This is a genomic window from Corallococcus sicarius (assembly GCF_003611735.1).
GTDB lineage: Bacteria > Myxococcota > Myxococcia > Myxococcales > Myxococcaceae > Corallococcus > Corallococcus sicarius.
In genome coordinates this window covers 1-22,493 of sequence record NZ_RAWG01000051.1, presented here as the reverse complement: position 1 = coordinate 22,493, position 22,493 = coordinate 1, and the positions used below count along the sequence as shown (strand labels likewise).

Sequence of the window (22,493 nt, the reverse complement as noted above, 5' to 3'; positions counted from 1 at the left end):
GTGGCCAGGGTCGGACTTGAACCGACTACCTGCGGATTATGAGACCGCCGCTCTAACCAGGTGAGCTACCTGGCCGTGAAGCCCCGCCCCTATATCGAGCCGGACGCGTCGTCGCAAGAACTTCGAAAAGGGGTCTTCCGGGCCGCAGGGGAGGCCCCGCCATCCTGCCCGGAGGACATCCAGGATGGGCCGGTGCCGCTCCGTCTCAGCGGGAGCGCCTGTTCTGGTGGGTTCTTGCTTCGCTGGTATGCCTTGGTTTTCATGGCTCTTGAGGCGCCCGCATACGCCCCTGGCGGTCGCGGGCTGGGCCAGGGGCTGCCATGACTCTGCGCTGGTGGGCTCCGTTGCTGCTGACACTGCTCGTCGGGTGCAGCACGTCCACAAGGGCCGTGCGCCTGGACACGGGCCGGGGCGAGTTCCTCGTCAACGCGCCGTCCACGGATGCTGCGCCGGTGGAGTTGGACGACGAGGATTTCGCGGAGGTCGTCCAGAAGCTGGGGCGCAATGTCCCGGTCTCCGAGCACCCTCGGGAAGCCGCCCTCCGGTTGCTTGCAGAGTCCTTACGGCCTCGCGCCTCCTCGCAGGCTCGAGCGCGCCTGGGACTCGTCTCCGTTGAAAAGCCACAGCAAGGCCTTCTCCTGATGCAGGAGGCGCAGGATGAGGGCTCGGAACTGGCAAGCGCCTACGGGCGCTGGTGCAAGCGAAAGGGCGCTTCGGGCGACTGCCTGCACCTGCTGGAGGACGGACTGACGCTGGGCGAGGAGGCGAGGCGAACCCTTGCCTTCCAGATCGCCCTGGATTCGGTCTGGGACGAGACCGCCGAAGCCCTGAAGGACCTGACTGACAGAGACGCGGTTGTTGCCATGCTGGCTACCACGGGAGCCTTTTACTTCGGCCTCTGGTTGTTCCCCGAGCCGGTGAGCAAGGGCGTGGCAGCCGTCCTGACGGTCGGGCTCATCGCCTATCTCGGCTGGGACACGGTGTGGAGTCTCATCCAGGGCTTCCAGGCGCTGGCTGCACAGGCGCAGGTGGCCACCTCCTTCGATGAGCTACGGGATGCGGGCGAGCAGTACGGGAAGGTGATGGGAAAGAACGCCGCGCGGGTCTTCATCATGCTGGCGACCGCCGCCCTGGGCAGCACAGCGCAGACGCTGGCCGCGAGGATTCCCACGCTCCCCGGCTCCGCGCAGGCAGCTCTGGTGGGCGCGAACCAGGGCGGTTTCCGGCTCGCGGCGGCGGGACAGGTCACCTCCGTGGCGGTGGCACCGGGAGGCGTCATCACCATCGCACTGGACCCGGAGGCTGTCGCAGAGACGGCACGCGGCACGCGCGCCGTGGCGTCCGAGCCGGTGGCGACCGCGGCCCACGAGCACCACATCGCCACCAACAAGTGGTGGGACTCCACCAACCTGGGCGGCCCGTGGTCACCCAGGTTCCAGAAGCTCTTCGACCGGGCCGGCATGTCACTCGATAGTGCGGCCAACAAGGTCCGCGTTCCGGGCCATAAAGGGCCTCACCCGCAGAAGTATCATGAAGAGATCTACGAGCGACTGGAGGATGCAATGGAGGGCTGCCGGAGCAGCCAGCAATGCAGAGAGGCGCTCGTTGGAGAACTTCAGGTCCTGGCCAGGGAGATCACCAAACATGGCTCCCGGCTCAATGCTCTGGTCACTCGGAACTGACGCACAGGAAGACTCATGACGATGCGATATTTCAAACTCTCCGATGACATGAGTCTCCAGGGGCGCTGGCTGCTGGGAGACCCCACGGATTCGCAGGGCCAGGAGGCGGATGACCCATGGCAATTCAAGGCTGGATGCCCCGTCCAGATTGCAACGCGACTCAAGATCCCCATCGACCATCCCGGGAGCCCTCTCGATTATTCCCTGGCGGGTGTTGGTAACACTCCTATCGTTCACAAGAGGGTTGCGAGCATCTTCGCGGAGCTGGCGCCTGACGACGTGCAGCTCCTTCCGGTTGACGTCGACGGACAGTCCGAGCCGTACTGCATCCTCGTCGCTACTCGGCTCCTCCGGTGCATCGACGACAATGCCTCGGAGGAGGTGCGGTACTGGAAGCCGGAGGATGGGCGCCCGGAGAAGGTTGGCAAGTACCGCGGTGTGTCTGGCATGCGAATCGACCCGACGAAGGTGGGCGGCGCCAAGGTGTTCCGGACCTGGGGATGGACCATCGCACTCATCGTGTCCGAGGACATCAAGGAGGCGCTGGAGCGCGCGCGCGTCACAGGGGCGAAGTTCGAGGAGGTCACCGGACCGAGCGCCATCAGTCAGGAGGAGCGCGAACGCAACCGGAAGCTCCTGGAGCTTCGGGATGAGACGGACGAGGCCCGCGAAGTCTTCTGGCGCAGCCTGGGGAAGCTGGACGACGAGGTCATCATCCCCATCGTCGTTGGTGGCAACTGGCCCGCCCGGCGCCAGGTCTGGCGTGTCATCCACCGCCCCGAGGGGCGGACTCTGCTGGTGACGGACGGGCTGTCAGACTTCTTCGTGGACCGCGCTGAGCCGTCCGTGGGCTTCGGGTTGGAGCTGGCTCTGGAGACGGACGAGCCCCTCCAGGACGCAGAGAAAAGCTGGCCCTTGCTGCTCCTGGAACGGGTGGCGGACGAGGTGGCGGAACACGAGAGCGTGCGCGAGAAGGTGAAGGTGGGCTTCCTTTCCATGGAGGTCGCTGGCCAGGGCATGCCCGAGCCGCTGCTGACGAAGGAGGGCAGGGTGGGGGTGCTGCTGGGCATGGCGCCGAGCACGCTGCCAGCCCGCTTCACCATGCCGGCCGGAGAGGTGCGGCTGGTCACCGTCAAGGTGCTGATGCCCGCGGAGCTGGCGTACCTGCTGGAGCACGGGAAGCGCGGCCGGGACGAACTGGTGCAGCGCTTCGCTCAGGAAGGGCAGGAGCACCTGTCTCGCGCCAGGCGCCAGCCCGTGGTGTGACTGCTTGGATAAGCACCCCGAGCGCTTCTCCCACGGCCCGCCGAAGCCCCAAGCCCTTCCGAACGCCGTCTGGATGAACAATCCCGCGCGGCTGGCCAACTCACTTCGGGCTGCTCAGGAATCTTACGAATCCACTGTCTCATTCACGTTGACAGGTTCCGCTTCCGCGCCGTGGGCCGCGTCATTGTTCCTGGTTTTGGCCGAGGAGGTGCGGTCGTCTATCAGTTCAGGGATGGTGTATTGAAGCTGAAGACCGTTTTGCAGTGGAGGCCGTAATGGGGCAGATGGATTCCAAGAAGAAGCTCGGGCGCTTCGAGCTGCGAGTCTCCAAAGACGATCAGGACGTGGCCTATCTGCGCCTCCCAAGTCATCCCGGTGAAACCTGCAAGATGTCGAAGTCGCTCAGGCTGACCGAACTCATGGGCTCCTACACGGGCCCTGATGTGGTGCTCGACTTCGACCAGGATGGAGTCTTGGTCGGAATCGAGATCCTGGCGTGATGCCCTGCCGCTTGTCGGCGTGTCCGCGCTTGCCCATCTCTCTGGGGCAGTGATGTTTCCGTGAGCTTGTCCGGCCTGGACGGTGGAGACTGGGGGCAGACTCATCCCTGGACTGCTTGCATCCGGTGCCGGGAGGCGCCCGGCCCCCGCGAGCATCAAGTCATCACTTCGCGGCTCTGAGAGAAGATCAGCCCCGTTCTCTGGACTGCGCCCAGGCACAGGAAATCGCCGGAGTCGAAGCCGACATGGAGGATCCGCTGGGCGGCATCCCCCAGGAGCGTGGGCCCCATGAGCGTTGCGAGGTGCCTGACAGCGAGCGCGGCGTACGCGAGGCACAAGGGGTATTCGGCGTCGTTCCCAAGGCCGCTCTCGCGCCCGTAGGCCACACGATGAATGGCATCCAGGACGGCGGAGCTCGCGTCGGGCGTGTCCTCGCCCCAGCGCTGCCCGAAAAGCCAGTCGGGGTCATTCGCACGGTAGGGGGCCCCGATGAGATGAAGGTCCGCGGTGACGCGGCCCTGCACGACCGGGTTGAAGAGGCCAAACCACAGCCCCGTCACCCGCGCTGGCGGTGGCATCGACCGCATGACGGTTTCGAGCCACCGCTGGAGCTGTTGAAGATCGCCCGCGATATCCAGTGAACGAAGCGCGGACCAGTCTTGGTGAGGGCGTGCGGTTTCGCAGAAATCAATGACACGCAGGAGTCCCTCCGTGACGGGGACGTCCGACTTCACCACGCGCTCCATTTCACTGAACAGCCTGCTGACATTGTAGGAGACCATGGAGTCGCTCGACCTGCTGATCATCTCTCCGATATCCGGAGCCGGGTGGGAGGCCTGGGGGACAGCAATCCTCGAAGCCTATTTCACCAGACGGGAGGGGAGTGCACTCCCTGGCGGGTCGATGCGAAGGCGGGACCCGGCGACCGCCCCACTGGGGAGGTCGTTCCTGGCCCAGGGTGATGCGGGAACCTGCTAGGTTGTGCCCGAGGCGAGCCGCCGGATGTCCCTGCACACGGAGGACTCTCAGGTGTACCCGGAGGCGCTCGCGCCTGGCACGGAGGTGGGGACCTGGCGCGTGATGGACCGGCTGGGCGTGGGCGGCTTTGGCGCCGTGTACCGCGTGGAGGACATGGCCCGGCCCGGCGAATTCTACGCGCTGAAGCTGGCACTGCGTCCCGGAGACGAACGGGCCGAGCGCGAAGTCGCGTTGCTCATGGTCAAGGCCGTGCACCGCAACGTCGTGCGTTTTCACGCCTGCGGCCGGTGGCCTCACTCGCGGACGGGCCATCTCTACTTCGTCATGGACTGGGTGGCCGGCCGGCCGCTGGACACCTGGGCCGAAGAGGTGAATCCGACGTTCCGCGAGCTGGTGCAGGCCGCTGGCAAGGTGGCCCTGGCCTTCGATGCGCTCCATGGGGTGGGGGTGCTGCACCGCGACGTCAAGCCCGTGCACATCCTCATCCGGGAGTCAGACGGCGAGCCGGTGCTCATCGACTTCGGCCTCGGCGACTACGCGGGCGCAGCCCCCATCACCGAGCAGACGGTGCCCCCGGGCACGTTGCACCTGCGCAGCCCCGAGTCGGTGCGCTTCCACCGGGAGCATCACAGTCGGCCGGGAACACGGTACGCGTACCAGCCCACCGAGGACCTGTACGCGCTGGGCGTCAGCCTGTACCGCGTGGTGACAGGGCACTACCCGTTCCCGCCGCACCTGCCGCCCGACATGCTGTACCTGGCCATCGAGGGGCAGATGCCCCCGGCGCCAGCGGACTTCAACCGGCGCACGCCCCGAGCGCTCAGCGACATCCTCATGCGGTTGCTGTCGAAGAAGCCGCGGGAGCGCTACCCGACGGGGGCGGAGCTGCACGCGGCGCTCATGGCGGCGGTGAGCTTCGGCGAGCCCGCGGCGTGGGATGCCAGCCTCTTCGAGTGGGACGAGGCGCTGGGGACCGAGCTGGAGCCTGGCGCTGCGCCCCGACGTCACATCCGCCGGCCCGAGTGGCCCACGTCCTCCGGCACGCCACCCGCGCCCAGCTGGGTCATCGCCCCCGCCTTGCCCTTCCGGCGCCTGGAGCGGGGAGACGTCGTGGAGCTGGGGCAGGAGCCGCCAGTGGAGGCGCCTCCCGTGCAACAGCGGCGGCGCTCGCCGGTGCGGGGGGGGGCCGTGCTGCTCGCGGGGGTGCTGTCCCTGGCCGCCGGGGGGATGCGGCTGCTGGAGGGCGGAGCTGCACCCGATGCCAGGGTGCCGTCCAACGGGGTTGCGCGCCCCGCACCTCTCCGTGAAGTAGCGCCCGTGGAGGCGCTACCGGAAGCTGTCCCCGCTACAGCTCCGCCCGTGGTGGACGCAACCGCCGTGGCCGCCGCGCGTCCCGCGGCGCTGACGAAAGAGGATGCACCCGTGATGATGAAGTCGAAGCCGTCTGCCAGCGCGTCGAAGAAGGTGGGGATGAAGGCCATGGGCGTGGCGGGCGCCTGTCTCAACCTCGCCTGCTCCGGCCCCCAGGTTCGCCCTGCTCCGCCCCCGGAAGAGTGCCCGCCGGGCGCCTTGGAGGCGATGAAGGAGCTGGGCATCGAGCTGGGGGACGCCGAGGTCTTCGTCTTCGATGTCATCAAGGGCGAGCCCCACGTCATCACCGTGCGCGAGGGGAACGCCATCGTGCGGCTGGGGGATGAGTGGAAGGGGCTCCGGGGCGGGGGACTGCTCTACGGCAAGCTCCACCTCGCCGACCGCGTGTATGGCCGCTTCACATGGTTGCAGGTGAAAAAGGGTCGCAGCTATCCGGTGTGTATCGAGCTGCTCACCGGCGACAGAAAGCGCGGCCTGGAGCGGAAGCCCGGAAGTGATGCCGACTCCGCCATCATCTGGACGACCGGGTATGCCAACCCCGTGGACCACTTCGAGTGAGGGGATGGCCCATGCCCGCTTCGTCTTCCGCGGCGCTGCTGGCGTTCACGCTGCTGATGGAAACGACGGCCCGTGCAGAGCCGCCTGCTCCAACATGGAACGCGGGCGTGCGGCAGCTTGAGCTTGCGGCGGAGCCCACCGGCAACGAGCCCGAGGTGAACATCAGCCCGGGGGTGTCCACCACGCTGGCCTTTGACGCGGAGTTGCTGCGGGACGGGGAGGGTAAGGACACGGTGGGGCTGGAGCAGCGGGCGTCCTTTGCCCTTGTGGACGTTGGCCAGGCCACGCTCCGGCTTCTTCCCGCGGACACGCTGAAGAGCGGAGAGCGGCTGCGGCTCATGGTGCGCTTCAAGGACGGTGCAGCCCCCGCGGCTGCGGCCTTCACCCTCGTGGTGCATCCAGCCCGTGCGGAGCGGCTGCTGGAGGTGCACCGCACCCCGCGCACCGCCGCGTCCTACCAACGAGAGGCGAAGGAGGCGAAGGCCGAGGCCCAGCGGTGCCATGACGAGTTGGAGCGGGAGCGTGCGGAGCGTGGCGGACCGGGGGGACTCACGGGACTCATCGCCACCGGGCAGATGGACAACAGGGGGGTATCGACCCGTCGGCTCACCGAGGCCGTCACGAAGTCCCCCGGCAATGCACTCGTGACGCTGGAGGTGCACAGCTACCGGGCCGCCGGCCGGGTGGTGGTGGCGCTGGTGATGGAGAATCCACGAGGCGCGCAGCCGTGGTCGGCGGTGGGGGCGATGCTGACGGACAGGACGGGCCTGGAGCTGAAGGTCCTGCCGGTCTGGCAGGGAGGCTTTGTTGAAACGGACACGGAGCGTCAACACATCGTGGTGGAGGCGCTGGCCACGCGACAGGAGGCCCAGGGCTCCTTCACGCTCAAGCTGTGGGAGGCGGACAAGGGGCGCACCGTCACCCTGTCCGGGATCTCCTTCCCGTGACTCGGCCCGGTGTGCATGGAGCCCCGGCTCATCCGTCGCGTGCTGGCGTCACGGAGAAGCGGGAGCTGGGTCCGTCGGCCTCCAGCAGCCCGCCGAATGCTCCTCGGTGCGCTCTTCCTCCTCTGGGTGGGCGCGGGCCCCAGGTCGCTGGACGCCTGGCTGATGAGGCGGCGCGGAGACTCTCGTCCCTGAGCTGGCCGCACCGCCAGCGGGTGGGAGAAGCAGTCGAGCGCCCGTGCGCCGGCCGTCGGTATTGCCCCTCCCACGAACCATTCGCACGCTCATGGAGCGTCCTCTCGCCGTGGCCGGACGGGAGCGGCGAGCAGCGCCTCCAGGCGCCGCGCGTAGAACGCGCGCGAGCGCTCGCCGTTGACGGCCGCCACCACCACGCCCTCGCGGTCGATGAAGACGGTGGCGGGCACGGTGCCGATGCGCAGCGGGCCCAGCACCTCGCCCTTCGCCGTGGCCACGGTCATGTGCACTCCCAACTCGGCCGCCGCCTGCCGGTTGCGCGCCTCACTGGGGTTGAGCGAGAGCGCGAGGAAGCCGACGCCGCGCGCCTCGTATTCACGCCTCAGGGCTTCGAGCTCGGGCAACTCCCGAGCGCAGGCGTGTCAGCCGGGGGCCCACACGTTGATGACCCAGGGGCGGCCCAGCAGCGCCGCCCGGTCGATGGGCTCACCCTCCAGCGTCTCGGCCCGCAGGCTCTCCGGCACCGGCGTGCCGGGGCGGTCATAGCGATCACACGCTCCCAGCAGCAGGGCGAACGCGAGCAGGGGCGGGATGCAGAGGCGACGGAGCATGGGCTTCTTCATACGCACGGCAGCACGCCCGCGCATCCTCTTCAACAACGCCGCCCGGCAGCAGCGCCATGACTCCATCCTCGACATCACCACCGAGCAGGCCCGGACACGCCGGGTGGGCTGGGATGTCCGCACCCAGGCGGTGGAGGTCTTCCTGGAGCTGTGGATGAACCAGGAGATGCGCGCCCTGCTGGGCCGGCGGATCGCCACGCTGGAGCGGATGAAGGCCCTGGAGCTGCCCGGCATCCAGAACGCGCTCACCATGCCCATCCGCGCCCGGGTGGACATGCTCACCACCGGCATCCGCACCCCGGTGGGCGTGAAGCTCTTCGGCGATGACCTGGCGCGGAGCGAAGAAGTGGGCCGGGAAATCGAGGCCCGGCTGCGCGAGGTGCCGGGCCCGCCTCCCAGCCCTTGCTGAACCCCAGGCGGAGGCCGGCGATGGATGCCGCACTCCGCGGGACGCGGCCACCGGGCCGCCCGATACGCCGCATGTTCCCCCTGGAGGACGTTGCACATCGCCGGGTCCGCTCACAGTCATGGCATGGAGAGAGGTGGTCCATGCCCGACACGATGAAGGCGGCAGTCGTTCATGCATTCGGTCAGCCCCTGGTCATCGAGGAGGTCCCCGTTCCGACGCCGGGTCCGGGGCAGGCGCTGGTCAAGGTGGCCGCCTGTGGCGTCTGCCATACGGACCTGCACGCGGCACAAGGCGACTGGCCGGCCAGGCCTTCTCTTCCTTTCATCCCGGGGCACGAGGGCGTGGGGATGGTGGCCGCGGTGGGGCCCGGTGTGCGGGCGGTACGCGAGGGAGACCGGGTGGGGGTGCCGTGGCTCTACTCGGCGTGCGGGCACTGCGAGTACTGCGTCACCGGCTGGGAGACCCTGTGTCCGGAGCAGAAGAACACCGGGTACTCCGTCAACGGGGGGGATGCCGAGTACATCCTGGCGGATGCGCAGTACGTGGGCCACCTGCCGGCGGGGCTGGGCTTCGCCGAAGCGGCCCCTCTGCTCTGCGCGGGAGTCACCGTCTACAAGGGGCTCAAGGAGACCGAGGCACGACCTGGCCAGTGGGTCGTCATCTCCGGCATTGGCGGGCTGGGCCACATGGCGGTGCAGTATGCCCGGGCCATGGGCCTGCACGTGGCCGCGGTGGATGTCGCCGACGACAAGCTGGCGCTGGCCCGGCGGCTGGGCGCCGAACTCACGCTCAACGCGCGGCAGGAGGACCCCGTGGCCCGGGTCGCCAGCGAGATCGGCGGTGCCCACGCGGTGCTCGTCACGGCCGTCTCTCCGGAGGCCTGCACCCAGGCTGTTGGCATGGTGCGCAGGCGCGGCACGGTGGTGCTGGTCGGCCTGCCGCCGGGGAACTTCACGGCCCCCATCTTCGACGTGGTGCTCAAGCGGCTGACGATTCGCGGCTCCATCGTGGGTTCGCGCGCGGATCTGACCGAGGCGCTCCAGTTCGGAGCGGAGGGCAAGGTCCATACGACCTCGACCCAACAGCCGCTGGAGTCCATCAATGACATCTTCACGAGGATGAAGTCAGGAGCGATCGAGGGGCGGGTCGTCCTCGCGCTCTGACGCCCCCGCCCGCGGGTGTTGGGCGTCACCCCGGGCTTCGTGGGTCACCAGGGCGTGGAGCCGCTCCAGCCCGGTGGGCTCCCGGGCCATCCACGGGACGAGCGCGACACGTCTGGCATGGTCGCGCACGACCCGCGCCACCTGCCCGGCCTCGGCTCGCATCCGCTCGCGCAGGAGGGCGTCCTGGCTGCCCGTGGCGAGCAAGCTGTTGTTGATGATCCACGCCCATGGCTCGATGCCCGCGCGGCGGAGATCCTCTTGCAGGTGCGCGGCCTCTGAAACGGGAGTCGTCTCGGGAAGCGCGACCAGGAGGACGCGGGTGTAGGCCGGGTCGCGCATGCGCATCAGCGGGGTGATGAGCTTCAGATGTTCTGGCGGCAGGGTGCGCGTCAGCTGCCGGTGGTAGGCCCCGGTGGCGTCGAGCAGGAGGAGCGTGTGGCCCGTCGGGGCCGTGTCGAGCACCACGAACGCGGTGCGTGCCTCGGAGACGAGATGGGAGAAGGCGTGGAAGACCGCGACTTCCTCGGTGCAGGGGGAGGCCAGGTCCTCCAGCAGGAGCGCGCGGCCCTCCTCGTCGAGCTCCGCTTCCCTGCGGCGCAGGGTCTTCTCGATATACGCCTGGGTCTCGGCGCGCGGGTCGATGCGGCTCACCTGGAGGTTCGGCAGGGAGCCTTCGAGCGTCGAGGCGACATGGGCCGCTGGATCCGTAGTGCTCAGGTGGACGGGGTGGCCTCGGGTGGCGAGCTCCGCGGCGATGGCGCAGGCGAGCGTGGTCTTCCCGACGCCGCCCTTGCCCATGACGAGGATGAACCCATGACCGGGCGCGGCGAGCTCGTCGATGAGCCCGGAGAGCGAGGCCGTGGGGAGGGGCGGTATCTGCGTGAGCCCGGCACCGGGCGGCGGTTGTCGGGAGTCGTCGAGCAGGGCGCGCAGAGGGTCGAGGCCGAGCATGTTGAAGGCCCGCAGGGGCACCTCATCGGTCGGGAGCGAGCGGAGCGCTGGAGGCATGCGCGCGAGTGCGGTCTGTTCCCGCTCCTGGAGGGCGAGGGCAATCGGATCCGACGAGGCCCTGGGCCGGAAGACACCGTTGATGACCAGGCGCTGGTGGACAAGCCCCATGGCGCGCAACTCGCCAGCCGTCCGTTCCGCCTCCTGAAGTGCCGCGCGCTCTGGCCGCGTGACGAGCACGACGGTTGTGAGCCGGGGATTGGCGAGGGCGGCGAGGGCTGCGGCGAAGCGATCCCTCTGCATCGTGAGCCCTGAGTGGGGCCCGAGGCAGGAGGCGCCGCGGGTGTTGCTGTCGAGGAAGTCGGTCCAGGCCCGGGGCAGGCTGAGCAGCCGCAGGGTGTGCCCCGTGGGGGCCGTGTCGAACACCACGTGATCGAACTGCTGGCGCCACGTCGTTTCGAGCAGCCCGGCGAATTCATCGAACGCGGCGATCTCCGTGGTGCAGGCGCCGGACAGCTCCTCCCGGATCTTCTTCACTTCCGCCTCGGGAGCGTGCCCACGCAAGGGCGCGATGACGCGCTCCCGGTAGGCTTCCGCGGCGGCTTCGGGATGGATGTTGAGCGCAACCAGGCCCGGGACACCGGGAACAGCCCTGGGCTCACGCGCCAGCTCGACGCCCAGCATCTCGTCGAGGTTCGAGGCCGGGTCCGTGCTGACGAGCAGCACCCGTTTGCCTGCATCCGCCAGGCCGATGGCTGTCGCGCAGGCGAGCGAGGTCTTCCCCACTCCTCCCTTGCCAGTGAAGAACAGGTACGGGGTTTCGGTGAGTGTCAGCGGCATGAAGAACGATGGGACATCCCCGCTGACGGGAGAAGTGCGGAGCTGTCCTCGTGGGAGACCCGCCGGGCATGGGGAGGTCCGGCCGCGCTCCGTCGTTCAGGGGATGGCGTCGTAGACGCCTCGAAGCTCCGTGAGCCGATTCCTCACCGTCGCCGGCCTGGTGAGCTGCCGGGCGCGGACCACGATGGAGATGTCGGCGTCGTTGGCCCGGCAGCCATCACCGCAATGATGCCCAGCCGCATGCTCGTCATGGGCGCGCAGTTCGTAGCGCACACTGTCATCATAGGCTTGTGAGAGCCTGGTATAGCCCTGGGTCCGGACGGCGGGGGATACGTCGAAGATCCGGTTGACGGCGCCGATGGCGTTGGCGTTCGAAATCTCCGCCCTGCCCCTGCGCACCTTGTCGCCTTGAAGCTCCAGGAACAGGCCGTTGCCCCCCGGGTTGGCCCAGGACTCGGAGATCGTCACCGTGTCATCATGGTTCATGCACAGCATGAACGAGTGCCCGTCCGCCTGGGCGGTGCACCTGAAGTGCAAGAGATAGAGCTTGTTGCGATCCGACAACAATTGCACGGCGAGGGCCTGCGCTTGTCCGCGAAGGACGGGGCCCCTGCCTCCCGCCTTGTAGGTGGCGTGCTTGCGGCCCAGGACGTTGATCATCCCGGCCGCCGTGGCATGGCAGATGGCCAGGGCGCCCACCTGACGATCGTCGAGCGACGCCTCCTTCGCGAATCCTACGAGGTCCCGGCTCCCCTCGGGGACCCGCTCCATCGGATCCGCGACGACCGCCCGCCTGCTGGAATTCCACCCATCACCGTCGTCGATGTTGGCGGGGTCGCCGGCGTTGTTGATGATCAGCTGCGCCCGCCCCGCGAGTTGCTTGTTGGTCAGCAGCCCTCGATTTCCATTGAGTTCGGCCATGACGACATCAATGGCCTTCGCGCCATTCCAGTCGTTCCGGGTGGAAACCGCATCCAGCCTGTTGAGGGTCGCCGTTGTCTGGCAATGCCCCTTCAATGTGAGCGCCGCCGCATGCAGGCGTTGAACCTGGGCCTTCGGCTTGGTGACCATCTGGATGTTCAACAAGGCATCAATGACAGCGACCTCGGCATTGAAGTTGAATCGGGCCGTCGAGCGATCCTCAAGGGCGTTCACACAATCAGAACAGATATCAATGAGGTCCTGCCCCAGCGCTTTCGCGACATCGCGCTTGTAGACCTTGCTTCCGCCAAGCCCCAGGAAGTTCTTCGCAGTCTCCTGGGGAAGAGCGTTCCGGGCAGCGCGCAGCTCGGTCAAGACCGTCTTGAAGTCCAGGAGATTGGCCATGCCCTGAATAGACTCGAGTCGTCCGTTTTCCGTCAAGGCGCGGACACATCAATAAAACACACGACCCGCGACGTCTGTTTCAGCGGATGTCATCTCCTCCCTGGTCGGTCATGGCAGGAGGGGCTCACGCCCCCAGGAGCCCCGGATGCGCATGACGTGGGGGCTGTGCGCCGGGCCGGGGCAGAGGCCGTGCAGCCCCTGCAGGTGGCCAGACGGCCAGGCATGCGAAGCCGGTGGACTGACGCAGCCGGGCGATTTATGAGGTGAGGACACTCTGAATGGGTGCGGCGCCAGACGATGGGCGCTGCAGGCAATCGTGGATGGTCGGGCCGCCATCCCTTGCTGCCACGGGCTTGCCCGTGCCTCGGAGCTGCAAGTGCGCCCCGTTCCGTCTCTCCACGAAGTGCTCGCTGCACAGAGGGGCTTCGCCCACCCGGCGCTCCGGCTGGCGTGGTTCGCCGCAGGCCCCCTCGTTCGCAGCCGCCCCCTGACCTGACCTCGCCGGCAAGGAACCTCGGGCGCCCCTGGGCGTGCCGGTCCCCCTTGCCGCCACCTCCCTTGCCGCAGCAGGAGCCTCATGGCTACTTCAGCCCGCACCGCGCCTCCCCTGTTCCGTGCCGTCGTCGCGCCCCTTCAGCACTTCTTCCGGCTGGAGGCCGCCAGCGGCATCCTGCTCCTGCTCTCGGCGGCGCTCGCCCTGGGATGGGCCAACTCGCCGTGGGCCGCGGCCTACGCGCACCTCTTCGACTACCCGCTGTCGCTGGGCGCGGGTGGGGCGGTGGTGGAGTTCAGCCTGCGGCTGCTCGTCAACGACGGGCTGATGACAATCTTCTTCTTCGTCGTCGGGATGGAGATCAAGCGCGAGCTCGTCGTGGGCGAGCTGCGCACCTTCAGCCGCGCGATGCTGCCGTTCGTCGCCGCCGCGGGCGGAATGGCCGTGCCCGCGGTCCTCTACGTCCTGGTCAACCGGGGCGGGGATGGGATGCCCGGATGGGCCATCCCGATGGCCACCGACATCGCCTTCTGCATCGGGCTGCTCACGCTCCTCAAGGGACGGGTGCCCAACGCGCTCGTCGTCTTCATCACGGCGCTGGCCATCTTCGACGACATGGGCGGCATCCTCATCATCGCGCTCTTCTACGGGAAGGGACTGCACGTGGAGTGGCTCCTGGGCGCGGGCGTGCTGACAGCCGTGGCGGTGGGCCTCATGCGCGCGCGCATGCGCAACGGACTGGTGTGGGCGGTGCTGGGCCTCGCGCTCTGGTACGCGTTGCACCACGGCGGCATCCACGCCACCATCGCGGGGGTGATTCTGGGCCTGTGCATCCCGGCGGGCTCGGCGCGCACGCCCCTGGAGGTGCTGCGCGAGCTTCACGCGCACACGGGCGAGGTGGTGGCGCGCACCCAGGCGCGGCCCGACGAGGCGGTGGAGCAGGCCGAGCTGCTGTCCATCGAGGAGCGGCTGGAAGACCTGGAGCCGCCCCTGCAGCGCTTCATCCACGCGCTGCACCCCTACGTGGCGTTCTTCATCATGCCGGTGTTCGCGCTCGCCAACTCTGGCGTGTCCCTCTCGGGCGTGGGCCTCTCGGCGCTCGCGAGCCCCATCCCGCTGGGCGCGGCCCTGGGCCTGTTCCTGGGCAAGCAGGTGGGCATCTTCGGCTTCACGTGGCTCGCCGTGAAGCTGGGCCTCTCGGGCGTGCCCGGCGGGGCGTCGCTGCGTCAGCTGTACGGCGTCTCGGTGCTCGCGGGCATCGGCTTCACCGTGGCGCTCTTCATCGGCGGACTCGCGTTCCCGGATGCCGCGCGCCTGGATGCCGCGAAGCTGGGCATCCTTCTCGGCTCTCTCGTCTCGGGCGTCCTCGGCTACGCCGTGCTGCGCTTCTCCCGGCCCGCGGCGACGCCGGCCTCCTGACGGCGCCCCTCACCCACGCTTCTCCCACCTCGACAGGGGCCGGCCGCGATGGATGAACCCGGGAGCGTGAGGCGGGGGCGGGCCTTGCGTCTTGGAAAGCTGTCAGGGAGGCCTGTGGCTTCTCAGATTTTTGACGCATGGGCGGGGCACATCACGGACACCGTTGCTCGGGTATTGAGGGGGGCAGTCCGCGGCGCGCCGGTTGCAGTGTGTCTGCCCATGACCTCAAATCGCATGCGAAGTGGAGTGACGGCGCTGGTCCTGGGTTCTCTCGTAGGCGCGTGCTCGACGGCCGGGGGCGTTCCCGGTCCTCCGGGCACCGACGACCCTCGGGAAACCCTGGCGAGTCTGGGCTATCAACACGTCACCCTGCAGAGCTTCGGCTACGGGGGCGGCTCCTTCACGTGGGAGGCCCCTGGCGAGGCGCTGACGGACGAGCAGTCCGACGCGCTCGCCGGGCTCAAGCTCATCCCGGGGAACACTTCCTGCCCTCAGGACATCCCGGAGTACTCGCTGGTGACGGTGGATGCCGCAGGACAGGAGCGGCAGGTCGGCACGAACGCTTTCAACGCCGGCTGCGGCCAGCAGGTGGTGCTCGACTACGAATCCTTGAAGCCGCTCCTCGCCACGTTGGAGTGCGTGGGGACGGGTGAGGCCTCCACGCAGCTCTCCGCGGCGCCCACGGTGCAGGCCGGCGACGGCTGCCAGCACGGGTTCTTCTCCTACCGGGGCGAGCCGTCGCGCTGGGTGAAGGTGGATCCCACGAGCGTCGGTGGCCCGCATACCTTCGAGCTGCTGCACTGCGAGGGCAAGACGACCGGCCTCGAACTCTTCGACGAGGCGGGCGCGGTGCTGCTCGCGCAGGGCCAGGGGGACGGCAGCTCGGCGTCGGCCTGCGCGAAGCTCACCCACCCGCTGGCGGCAGGCCAGCGCTACGCCCTGCGGGTGACGAGCCAGGCCGTGTCCGTGGGTGGGCACGTGAACCTGGTGATCCGCCGCGACTGAAGGTGCGCGGGGCCCACACGAGGCCGCTCCTGCCAGGTGCTGGGCCGGAAGAAGTACCCCGTCAGCAGCCCTGACGCCTCACAGGTGAAGCAGGTCCCCCAGGGCTCCAGCGGGCGTGTGCCCAACGGGTAGTGCAGGCAGCAGGCTGGGCTGAGGAGTCCCCCAGGCGCATCTGACACACACCCGACGGCCCGCTCCGGGAGTTCCCGGAGCGGGCCGTTCGGAGTTGGGGACTGGCCGCCCCTTTTCCGTCTTCCCGGCGGCCCCCATGCTTGGAAGCGCGACCGCGCGGAAGCGTGGCGCGATACCTGGGGATCCGAAGATGAAGGGCGTGGAGCGTTGGAAGCAGAAGGTCCGGGACCTCAAGACAGAAGTGGCGGCCCTCGTCCTGGCCATCCGGCATCCCGGCGTCCCCTGGTACGCGAGGCTCCTTGCCGCGGGCGTGGTCGCTTATGCGTTGAGCCCGGTGGACCTCATTCCGGATTTCATCCCGGTCCTCGGGCTCCTCGATGATCTGATTCTTGTCCCGCTCGGCATCCTGCTGGTGCGGCGGCTGATTCCGCCGGCGGTGCTCTCGGAGTGCCGGGAGCGGGCCCTGCGTGAGCCGGGGCTGCGCAAACGAAGCTGGGCGGCGGGGGCGGTCATCATCGCCCTCTGGGTGGTCTCCGGGCTGGCGCTTGCGCGGTGGTGGTGGGCTCGCGGGTAGACAGCACCCAGGCCCGGAGCTCGCCCTCAGGCAGCGTCACGGCCTTCGCCGGTGGCGGGGAGCACGGCCAGCACCTCCTTCAGCAGCGCCGCCGCGTTGTCGGTGTGCAGGTTGTGCCCGCCTGGGATGCTGACGCTGTGCGAACGTGGCAGGGGGAGGTCGGGGGCAGCCAGCACCGGGGTCCCCGCGAACTGGCTGGTCGTTCCGTAGAGCCGCAGCGATGGGACGGTGAGCCCGCCCAGGAGCGTCAGGTAGTGCTCGCGCGAGAAGCCGAGGTCGACGCCCAGCGGGTTGCGCAGCCGGGCATCCCATGACCAGCGCAGGCCTCCCTCGCAGGGTTCGGTCACCCGCTGCGCGAGCTTGAGGGACCGGGCCGTGCTCAGTCCCCCGTGGCTCAGGGTGAGCATGCGCGCGGCGGTCGTGAGGTCGGGGTAGGGCGTGTGGGCTGGCGGCTCCGTCAGGTACCGCAGGTCGTTCTTCAGCAGCTCCAGCGCGCCGTGCTGCTCTCGCAGGTGCGGGATGACCGGCTCCACCAGGACCAGCTGCTCGACCTGCTGGGGGTAGGCCGCCGCGAACAGCGTGGCCACCGCCCCTCCCATGGAATGACCGACGAGGGTGAACGGGCGCGTCTCTCGCGCCGTGATCCGGGTCAGGTCCCAGAGGAAGTCGACGGCGGTGAGCGCGACGTTCGGCGGGGGATGCCCGGACCGGCCGTGCCCGCGCAGATCCAGCGCCACCACGCGGTAGCCGCGCTCGACCAGACCGACCGCCATTTCATCCCAGCTTGCTGCCTGGTCGAGGATGCCGTGCACGCAGACCACGAGGGGCGCGTCCGCGGGCCCCCATTCACAGACACAGAGCTTCGTGCGGTCGCTGGCCGGGAGGAACGACTCGCGGAGCATCGCGAGCGGGACCTCCGCGTCCGGCGCCTCTTCTTCGACGGTCACGTTTGTGACGGCGGGTGCGCGGGTCCCGTCCGCGGTCCCCAGCTTCAGGACGTCCACCAGCAGATGGCGCCCCAGTTGTCCCAGGGTCGGATGGTCGAACAACAGCGCTGGACTGAGCGTGCAGCCGAGGCTCGACTCGACGCGGTTCTTCAGCTCGACCGCCATCAGTGAGTCGAACCCCAGCTCGAGCAGGGGCTGGGTGACCTCCACCGCATCGGCCGTCGCGAGCCCCACGACGCTCGCCACCTGGCGACGCAGGAACCCGATGAGGGTGGCCTCGCGTTGTTCCTCCGGCTCCCGCGTCAGCTGGGCCAGCAGCGCACCGGCCTGCGCCGGTTCGGTTCGCGTCGCACCCTGGCCCAGCAGGGAGTAGAGCCTGGAGGCTCCCGGGCTGGAGACGGACTTCAGGAACTTCTTCCAGTCCATGTCCACGACGGCCACCGCCGTGGATGCGCCCTGCAGCAGGTGTTCGAACACCTCCACGTTGTCACTGGCCGACATGCGCCCGAGCCCCAGTGACTCGAAGCGTGCACGGTTGGCGGCGCGCGCCGTCTCCGCCATGCCCCCCGTCGCCCACGGGCCCCACTGGAGGCTCGTCGCCGCGAGCCCCTGGTTCCTGCGCAGCGCTGCGAGCCCATCCATGAACGCGTTGGCCGCGGCGTAGTTGCCCTGGCCCGGCGCGCCCATCACCGCCGCGATCGACGAGAACAACACGAAGAAGTCCAGCTCCAGCGACCGCGTGGCCCTGTGCAGGTTCCACGCACCGTCGACCTTGGGCGCCAGCACCCGGGCGAAGCGCGGCCACGTCTGCTTGACGAGGACGCCGTCGTCGAGCACGCCCGCCGCGTGGACGATGCCTCCGAGCGGACGGAGCTCCCGCGCGATGCGCTGCATGACCGACTCGACCTGACCTGCGTCCGCGACGTCGACCCGCTCGATGACCATCTCCGCGCCCTTCGCGCGCAGGGACTCCACGGCCTCGCGTGCGCTGTCTCCCGGCTCGGAGCGGCCCGACAGCACCAGCTGCCGTGCGCCGCTCGCGACGAGGCTCCGCGCGATGTGCAGGCCCAGCGCGCCGAGGCCTCCCGTGATCCAGTAGCTCCTGTCAGCACGCACCGCGCCCGTGGCCTGCTCGCTCGCGGGGAGCGTCAGCACCACCTTGCCGATGTTCTTCGCCTGCGCGAGGTGGCGGAACCCGGCCTCGGCCTGCCGGAGGGGGAAGGTCTTCACGGGCAGCGGTTCGAGGCGACCGTCCGCGAGGCCTCGGACCGCGTCGGCGAGGAGGTCCACCTGGAGTCCGGCGTTGCCGTCCACGTCCCCCAGGTCGAAGGAGAAGTACTCCACGTCGGGCCGGTGCGCCGCCATCTCCGCGGTGCTCCAGATGCCAATCTTGCCGATCTCCACGAACCGGCCGCCCTGGGCCAGCACGTTGGCGCTTCGCGGGATGTACTCGCCAGTGAGACTGTTGAGGACGACGTCGACTCCCCGGCCCCCGGTGATGCGCAGGATCTCGTCCGCGAAGTCGAGCGTGCGCGAGTTCATCACGTGCGTGACGCCGTGCTGCTTGACGTGCTCCCACTTCCCGGGGCTCGCCGTCCCGAACACCGTCGCGCCGCGTGCCCGTGCGATCTGTACGGCCGCCTGACCGACACCGCCTGCGCAGGCATGGATCAACACCGTCTCGCCAGGGCGCAGCCGCGCGAGCTTCTCCAGGCTGTAGATGGCGGTCATGAACGCGGCGGGAATCGACGCGGCCTGCGCGAACGACAGGTTGGCTGGCTTCCGGTGCACGAGCCGGCGGTCGATGGTGACGTGGCTCGACAGCGCGGAGGGCGCCATCGTGAAGACCTCGTCGCCGACGCTGAGCTCCGTGACGCCCGGGCCCACGCGGACGACGCGCCCCGCGCACTCGAACCCGAGCGGCTGGTCCACGGCGCGGAGGATGCCCGCCTTCCGGCTGAAGTCCTCCAACATCCCAAGGCAGTACAGCACGTCCTTGAAGTTGATCGCCGACGCGCACACCTCCAGCTCGACCTCGCCGTCCGCCGGCTCGCGCCGCTCGGTGGGCACCAGGGTCAGCCGGTCCAGGGCGCCATACGCGGACGTGCGCAGCCGGTAGCTTTCACCCGGGATCGTGAGCTGCCCCCGGGACTGCGCTGCGGAGTGCGCCCACCGCGCGACATGCCGCTTGCCACCGCGGACCGCGACCTGCAGCTCCGCGTCCGGCTGGAGGATTTCGGCAGCGACAGCCGCCAGGTCGTCGCCGTCGACATCCACGCAGGTGCAAGCGAGCGAAGGGTGTTCGAGCGCAAGGGTGCGCCCGAGTCCCCACAGCGCCGCCTGCGTCGCGCTCACCCGCTCGCCCTCCGACACGGGCTGCGCGCCGCGAGTGACGAGGTACAGGCGCGGGAGGCGCTGCCCGGGGACGTCCATCAACGCCTGGACGAGCGCCAGCGTGCTTCCACACGAATGCGCGAGCGCCCGTTCCTGCGCGGAGGGGCCGTCGCCGGGAGTGCCTTCGAGCCCATCGTCCAGCGCCCGGAGGTGCACGATGCCCGCGAGGGGCTGGGGGCTCGCCGCGGCGTGGTCCGCGAGCACGCGGGCCCAGGAGGCCTTGTCGAGCGGATCGATCTCACCGTCGCCCACCAGCGCGCAGGCTTCACCGCGTGCTTCGAGCAGGGCCTGCAACCGGGCTCCAGCGCCGCCTCGATCTCCAATCAGGAGCCAGCGCTTCTGGGCGGAGGCCGCGTCCTCCGGGGCAGGAGCCTCCGGGAGATTCTGGGGCGTCCATGTCAGCGAGTAGAGCTTGTCCTTCCACGTGGCCGTCGCGAACGTGAGCGCGCGGCGGTCGACACGCATCGCCTGCAGTCCCTCCACCACGCACACCACGTTGCCCGCATCATCCAACAGCTGGATGTCCGCGATGACGCGCGGATCGCCAGGGGAGGGCGTGCGCCGCAGGAGGGCATGGGCCCACAGCGCTTCGGGCACCGCGCGCACCAGGTGCAGCGCATCAATGCCGACAGGGAGGCAGACCACGTCCGCGGGCTCCGCCACCATCGCGCCGACCGCCTGGAAGCAGCCATCGAGGACGGCGGGGTGGATCGCATGGGCCGCCGCATCGTCGGCAGACACGCCAGGAGGTTGGATCCGCGCGAGGATCTCCGGGGAGTGCACGCCCTCACCCGCGAGGCGGCGGAGGTCCACGACGGCTCGGAACTCGCCGCTGTAGCCCAGGCCGAGCGTGGCGTAGCGCGCGTAGAACGCCTCCGTGTCCAGCCGCTCACCGGCCTCGTCGAAGCGCTGGTGCACGCGGGCCGCATCGACAGGGGCAAAGGTCTGTCCACCGGACGCTGTCACTTCGACTTCGCCCGTGACGTGGGTCCGCCAGGTCGAGGCCTCCTCGGAGGCCGCGCTGAGGATCTTGAAGCGATAGCGCTGGTCGCCCGCGCCAGCGAGGTGCGTCTGCACCACGGTCTGGGCATCGGGCGTCAGGACCAGCGCCGCCTGCACCGCCACGTTACGGAGCGAAAGGGTCGCCTGCGGATCCTCCTGCCGGAGACCTGCCAGGGCCATCGCCACGTAGCCCGCCGCCGGGACGACGACCTTGTCGTAGACGCGGTGATGGCGGAGGTACGCCGGGCTGCTCGCGGACAGCGCGCTCTCGAAGAGGAGATCGTCCGGTGGCAGCGCGGCATTCCGCACCTTCCTGCCGAGGAGCGGCTGCTGTTCGCCAGAAGCCGCCATCGGCGTCGTGCCGTCGGCGCGCTGGATCCAGTAGCGCTGACGCTGGAACGGGTACGTCGGCAACGCCAGGCGGGGCGGCGGAGGCTGCTCGCACCTTCCTGCCTTGCCCAGGTCCACGGCCACGCCGTGCGTGAACAGCTTCGCGGCGGCTTCCAGCAGCTGCGGCCACGATGCCGTCCTGGCCCGCAGGCTCGCCGCCGTGACGAAGCGGCCCGGCTCCACACAGGCGGTCGCCAGACCCACGAGGGTCGCGCTCGGTCCCACCTCGAGCAGCGCCGCCACGCGGTTCGCCTCCAGCGCCCGCACGCCGGCCATGAAGTCGACGGGCGCGAGCACGTGCTCCACCCAGTATGCGGGCGTGGCCAGCTCCGCGCCCGCGACCTTGCCCGTCACATTCGAGATGATGTCGAGCGTCGGGCGACGGAACGTCACCGTCTCCGCGACCGCTCGCAGCTCATCGAGGATCGGCCGCATCAGCGCCGAGTGGAACGCATGGGAGACGTCGAGCAGCCCGCGGTTGCGAATGCCCTGTTGCCCCAGTTGTTCGCACGCGGCGAGGACCGCCTCCTTTTCACCCGAGATGACCGTCTGGTCGGGCGCGTTGAACGCGGCGATGGAAAGCCGCTCGCCCCAGGCCGCCACCGCCGGTGCCACTGCCTCCCGCCCGGCGAGCACGACCGCCATCGCACCGCCCGAGGGCAGTGACTGCATCAACCGGCCCCGCGCGGCGATGAGCTTCAGGCCGTCTTCCAGGTCGAACAGGCCCGCCACGCACGCCGCCGCCAGCTCGCCCACGCTGTGGCCCATGACGAACGACGGCCGGACGCCCCATGACAGCCAGAGCTTCGCCATCGCCACTTCGAGCGCGAACAGCGCCGGCTGCGTGTACTTCGTCTGGTTCAAGAGCCCGCTGTGCTCCCCCCAGAGAACTCCACGGAGCGGAAGATCGAGGTGGGCCGCGAGCAGCTCCTCGCAGCGCACCAGGGTCGCCCGGAAGGTCGGGTGCAGGTCATGAAGCTCCCGGCCCATCCCCGCGAACTGCGAGCCCTGGCCGGTGAAGAGGAGCGCGAGCCGTCCCTCCATCCCTGGTGCCACGCCCAGCTGCACGTCCTTGCCGGAGGCCGCCCGCGTCTTTGCGAACGCCGCGAGCTTGTCGTGCAAGGAGGACGGCCCGTCCGCCACCACCGCGAGGCGCTGCGAGAAGCGCGCACGCCCGGTGTTCGCCGTCCACGTCACGGCGTCGGGTGACGCGTCGGGGTGTTGCTCCAACCAGGCCGCATAGCGCCCTGCCATCGCCGCGAGCGCATCCGGCGTCCGCGCCGACAGGCACAGCAGGTGCGCTGGCTGATGCTCAGGGGCAGCAGGGGGAGGGC

At 69.3% G+C, this 22,493-nt stretch carries 15 protein-coding genes and 1 tRNA gene; 10 read left to right on the top strand and 6 right to left on the bottom strand.

All coding sequences use genetic code 11. The annotated features are described in order from the left end of the window. Position 1: 1 nt before the first annotated feature. Positions 2-75, bottom strand: a tRNA-Ile gene (locus tag D7X12_RS10855). A 245-nt stretch (positions 76-320) separates the two neighbouring features. On the opposite strand from D7X12_RS10855, the gene D7X12_RS10850 reads away from it, so the two are divergent. The 3 genes from D7X12_RS10850 to D7X12_RS10840 all read left to right on the top strand — a co-directional run bounded on the left by D7X12_RS10850 (position 321) and on the right by D7X12_RS10840 (position 3,448). Beyond that, positions 321-1,682 (top strand): AHH domain-containing protein, encoded by a 1,362-nt coding sequence (locus D7X12_RS10850; protein WP_120625193.1) that lies wholly within the window; start codon positions 321-323, stop codon positions 1,680-1,682. A 15-nt stretch (positions 1,683-1,697) separates the two neighbouring features. Continuing rightward, positions 1,698-2,948, top strand: coding sequence for an imm11 family protein (locus D7X12_RS10845; RefSeq protein WP_341868214.1), 1,251 nt, complete (start codon positions 1,698-1,700; stop codon positions 2,946-2,948). Positions 2,949-3,232: 284 nt separating this feature from the next. Next, positions 3,233-3,448 carry a DUF2283 domain-containing protein gene (locus D7X12_RS10840; protein WP_158620024.1) on the top strand — a complete coding sequence of 72 codons (216 nt, stop codon included), beginning with the start codon at positions 3,233-3,235 and terminating at the stop codon, positions 3,446-3,448. Between the two features lie 155 nt (positions 3,449-3,603). Here D7X12_RS10840 and D7X12_RS10835 read toward each other — a convergent pair whose 3' ends face one another. Next, positions 3,604-4,230, bottom strand: coding sequence for a hypothetical protein (locus D7X12_RS10835; protein ID WP_120625201.1), 627 nt, complete (start codon positions 4,228-4,230; stop codon positions 3,604-3,606). Positions 4,231-4,450: 220 nt separating this feature from the next. Between D7X12_RS10835 and D7X12_RS43685 the strand changes: the two genes are divergently transcribed. Continuing rightward, positions 4,451-6,355, top strand: coding sequence for a serine/threonine protein kinase (locus D7X12_RS43685; RefSeq protein WP_208718945.1), 1,905 nt, complete (start codon positions 4,451-4,453; stop codon positions 6,353-6,355). A gap of 11 nt (positions 6,356-6,366) precedes the next feature. After that, complete coding sequence (locus tag D7X12_RS10825) at positions 6,367-7,302, top strand: DUF2381 family protein (protein ID WP_120625192.1); 936 nt, start codon at positions 6,367-6,369, stop codon at positions 7,300-7,302. A 281-nt stretch (positions 7,303-7,583) separates the two neighbouring features. Here D7X12_RS10825 and D7X12_RS10815 read toward each other — a convergent pair whose 3' ends face one another. Further along, the gene (locus D7X12_RS10815; RefSeq protein WP_120625191.1) at positions 7,584-8,117 is read right to left on the bottom strand and encodes a TlpA family protein disulfide reductase; all 534 of its coding nucleotides are present in this window, start codon (positions 8,115-8,117) and stop codon (positions 7,584-7,586) included. On the opposite strand from D7X12_RS10815, the gene D7X12_RS10810 reads away from it, so the two are divergent. Both D7X12_RS10810 and adhP read left to right on the top strand, forming a co-directional pair. Further along, the gene (locus D7X12_RS10810; protein WP_147443603.1) at positions 8,104-8,526 is read left to right on the top strand and encodes a hypothetical protein; all 423 of its coding nucleotides are present in this window, start codon (positions 8,104-8,106) and stop codon (positions 8,524-8,526) included. The two genes, D7X12_RS10815 and D7X12_RS10810, sit on opposite strands and share 14 nt — an antisense overlap. Positions 8,527-8,666: 140 nt before the next feature. Then, complete coding sequence (adhP, locus tag D7X12_RS10805) at positions 8,667-9,689, top strand: alcohol dehydrogenase AdhP (RefSeq protein ID WP_120625189.1); 1,023 nt, start codon at positions 8,667-8,669, stop codon at positions 9,687-9,689. Here the strand turns inward: adhP and arsA are convergent. Beyond that, on the bottom strand, positions 9,651-11,477 hold the full coding sequence (arsA, locus tag D7X12_RS10800) for an arsenical pump-driving ATPase (protein WP_120625188.1): 1,827 nt from the start codon (positions 11,475-11,477) through the stop codon (positions 9,651-9,653). The two genes, adhP and arsA, sit on opposite strands and share 39 nt — an antisense overlap. Before the next feature lie 96 nt (positions 11,478-11,573). After that, positions 11,574-12,803 (bottom strand): hypothetical protein, encoded by a 1,230-nt coding sequence (locus D7X12_RS10795; protein WP_120625187.1) that lies wholly within the window; start codon positions 12,801-12,803, stop codon positions 11,574-11,576. A 577-nt stretch (positions 12,804-13,380) separates the two neighbouring features. Here D7X12_RS10795 and nhaA point away from each other — a divergent pair. From nhaA to D7X12_RS10780, 3 genes are all read left to right on the top strand, one after another. Beyond that, positions 13,381-14,715, top strand: a complete 1,335-nt coding sequence (gene nhaA / locus D7X12_RS10790; protein ID WP_120625186.1) for a Na+/H+ antiporter NhaA — start codon at positions 13,381-13,383, stop codon at positions 14,713-14,715. 234 nt (positions 14,716-14,949) lie between these two features. Next, positions 14,950-15,720 carry a hypothetical protein gene (locus D7X12_RS10785; protein ID WP_147443602.1) on the top strand — a complete coding sequence of 257 codons (771 nt, stop codon included), beginning with the start codon at positions 14,950-14,952 and terminating at the stop codon, positions 15,718-15,720. Positions 15,721-16,042: 322 nt separating this feature from the next. Next, a complete protein-coding gene (locus D7X12_RS10780) occupies positions 16,043-16,426 on the top strand; it encodes a YkvA family protein (RefSeq protein ID WP_120625184.1) in 384 nt (127 codons plus the stop codon). Positions 16,427-16,452: 26 nt separating this feature from the next. Here the strand turns inward: D7X12_RS10780 and D7X12_RS10775 are convergent, their stop codons facing one another. Next, a complete protein-coding gene (locus D7X12_RS10775; protein WP_439329358.1) occupies positions 16,453-22,446 on the bottom strand; it encodes an alpha/beta fold hydrolase in 5,994 nt (1,997 codons plus the stop codon). Positions 22,447-22,493 lie beyond the last annotated feature (47 nt).

What these genes read in the sequence shown, in the direction of transcription:
- D7X12_RS10850 (WP_120625193.1), top strand. Translation starts at nt 321, where the DNA reads ATGACTCTGCGCTGGTGGGCTCCGTTGCTGCTGACACTGCTCGTCGGG.
- D7X12_RS10845 (WP_341868214.1), top strand. Translation starts at nt 1,698, where the DNA reads ATGACGATGCGATATTTCAAACTCTCCGATGACATGAGTCTCCAGGGG.
- D7X12_RS10840 (WP_158620024.1), top strand. Translation starts at nt 3,233, where the DNA reads ATGGATTCCAAGAAGAAGCTCGGGCGCTTCGAGCTGCGAGTCTCCAAA.
- D7X12_RS10835 (WP_120625201.1), bottom strand. Translation starts at nt 4,230, where the DNA reads ATGGTCTCCTACAATGTCAGCAGGCTGTTCAGTGAAATGGAGCGCGTG.
- D7X12_RS43685 (WP_208718945.1), top strand. Translation starts at nt 4,451, where the DNA reads ATGTCCCTGCACACGGAGGACTCTCAGGTGTACCCGGAGGCGCTCGCG.
- D7X12_RS10825 (WP_120625192.1), top strand. Translation starts at nt 6,367, where the DNA reads ATGCCCGCTTCGTCTTCCGCGGCGCTGCTGGCGTTCACGCTGCTGATG.
- D7X12_RS10810 (WP_147443603.1), top strand. Translation starts at nt 8,104, where the DNA reads ATGGGCTTCTTCATACGCACGGCAGCACGCCCGCGCATCCTCTTCAAC.
- adhP (WP_120625189.1), top strand. Translation starts at nt 8,667, where the DNA reads ATGCCCGACACGATGAAGGCGGCAGTCGTTCATGCATTCGGTCAGCCC.
- arsA (WP_120625188.1), bottom strand. Translation starts at nt 11,477, where the DNA reads ATGCCGCTGACACTCACCGAAACCCCGTACCTGTTCTTCACTGGCAAG.
- D7X12_RS10795 (WP_120625187.1), bottom strand. Translation starts at nt 12,803, where the DNA reads ATGGCCAATCTCCTGGACTTCAAGACGGTCTTGACCGAGCTGCGCGCT.
- nhaA (WP_120625186.1), top strand. Translation starts at nt 13,381, where the DNA reads ATGGCTACTTCAGCCCGCACCGCGCCTCCCCTGTTCCGTGCCGTCGTC.
- D7X12_RS10785 (WP_147443602.1), top strand. Translation starts at nt 14,950, where the DNA reads ATGCGAAGTGGAGTGACGGCGCTGGTCCTGGGTTCTCTCGTAGGCGCG.
- D7X12_RS10780 (WP_120625184.1), top strand. Translation starts at nt 16,043, where the DNA reads ATGAAGGGCGTGGAGCGTTGGAAGCAGAAGGTCCGGGACCTCAAGACA.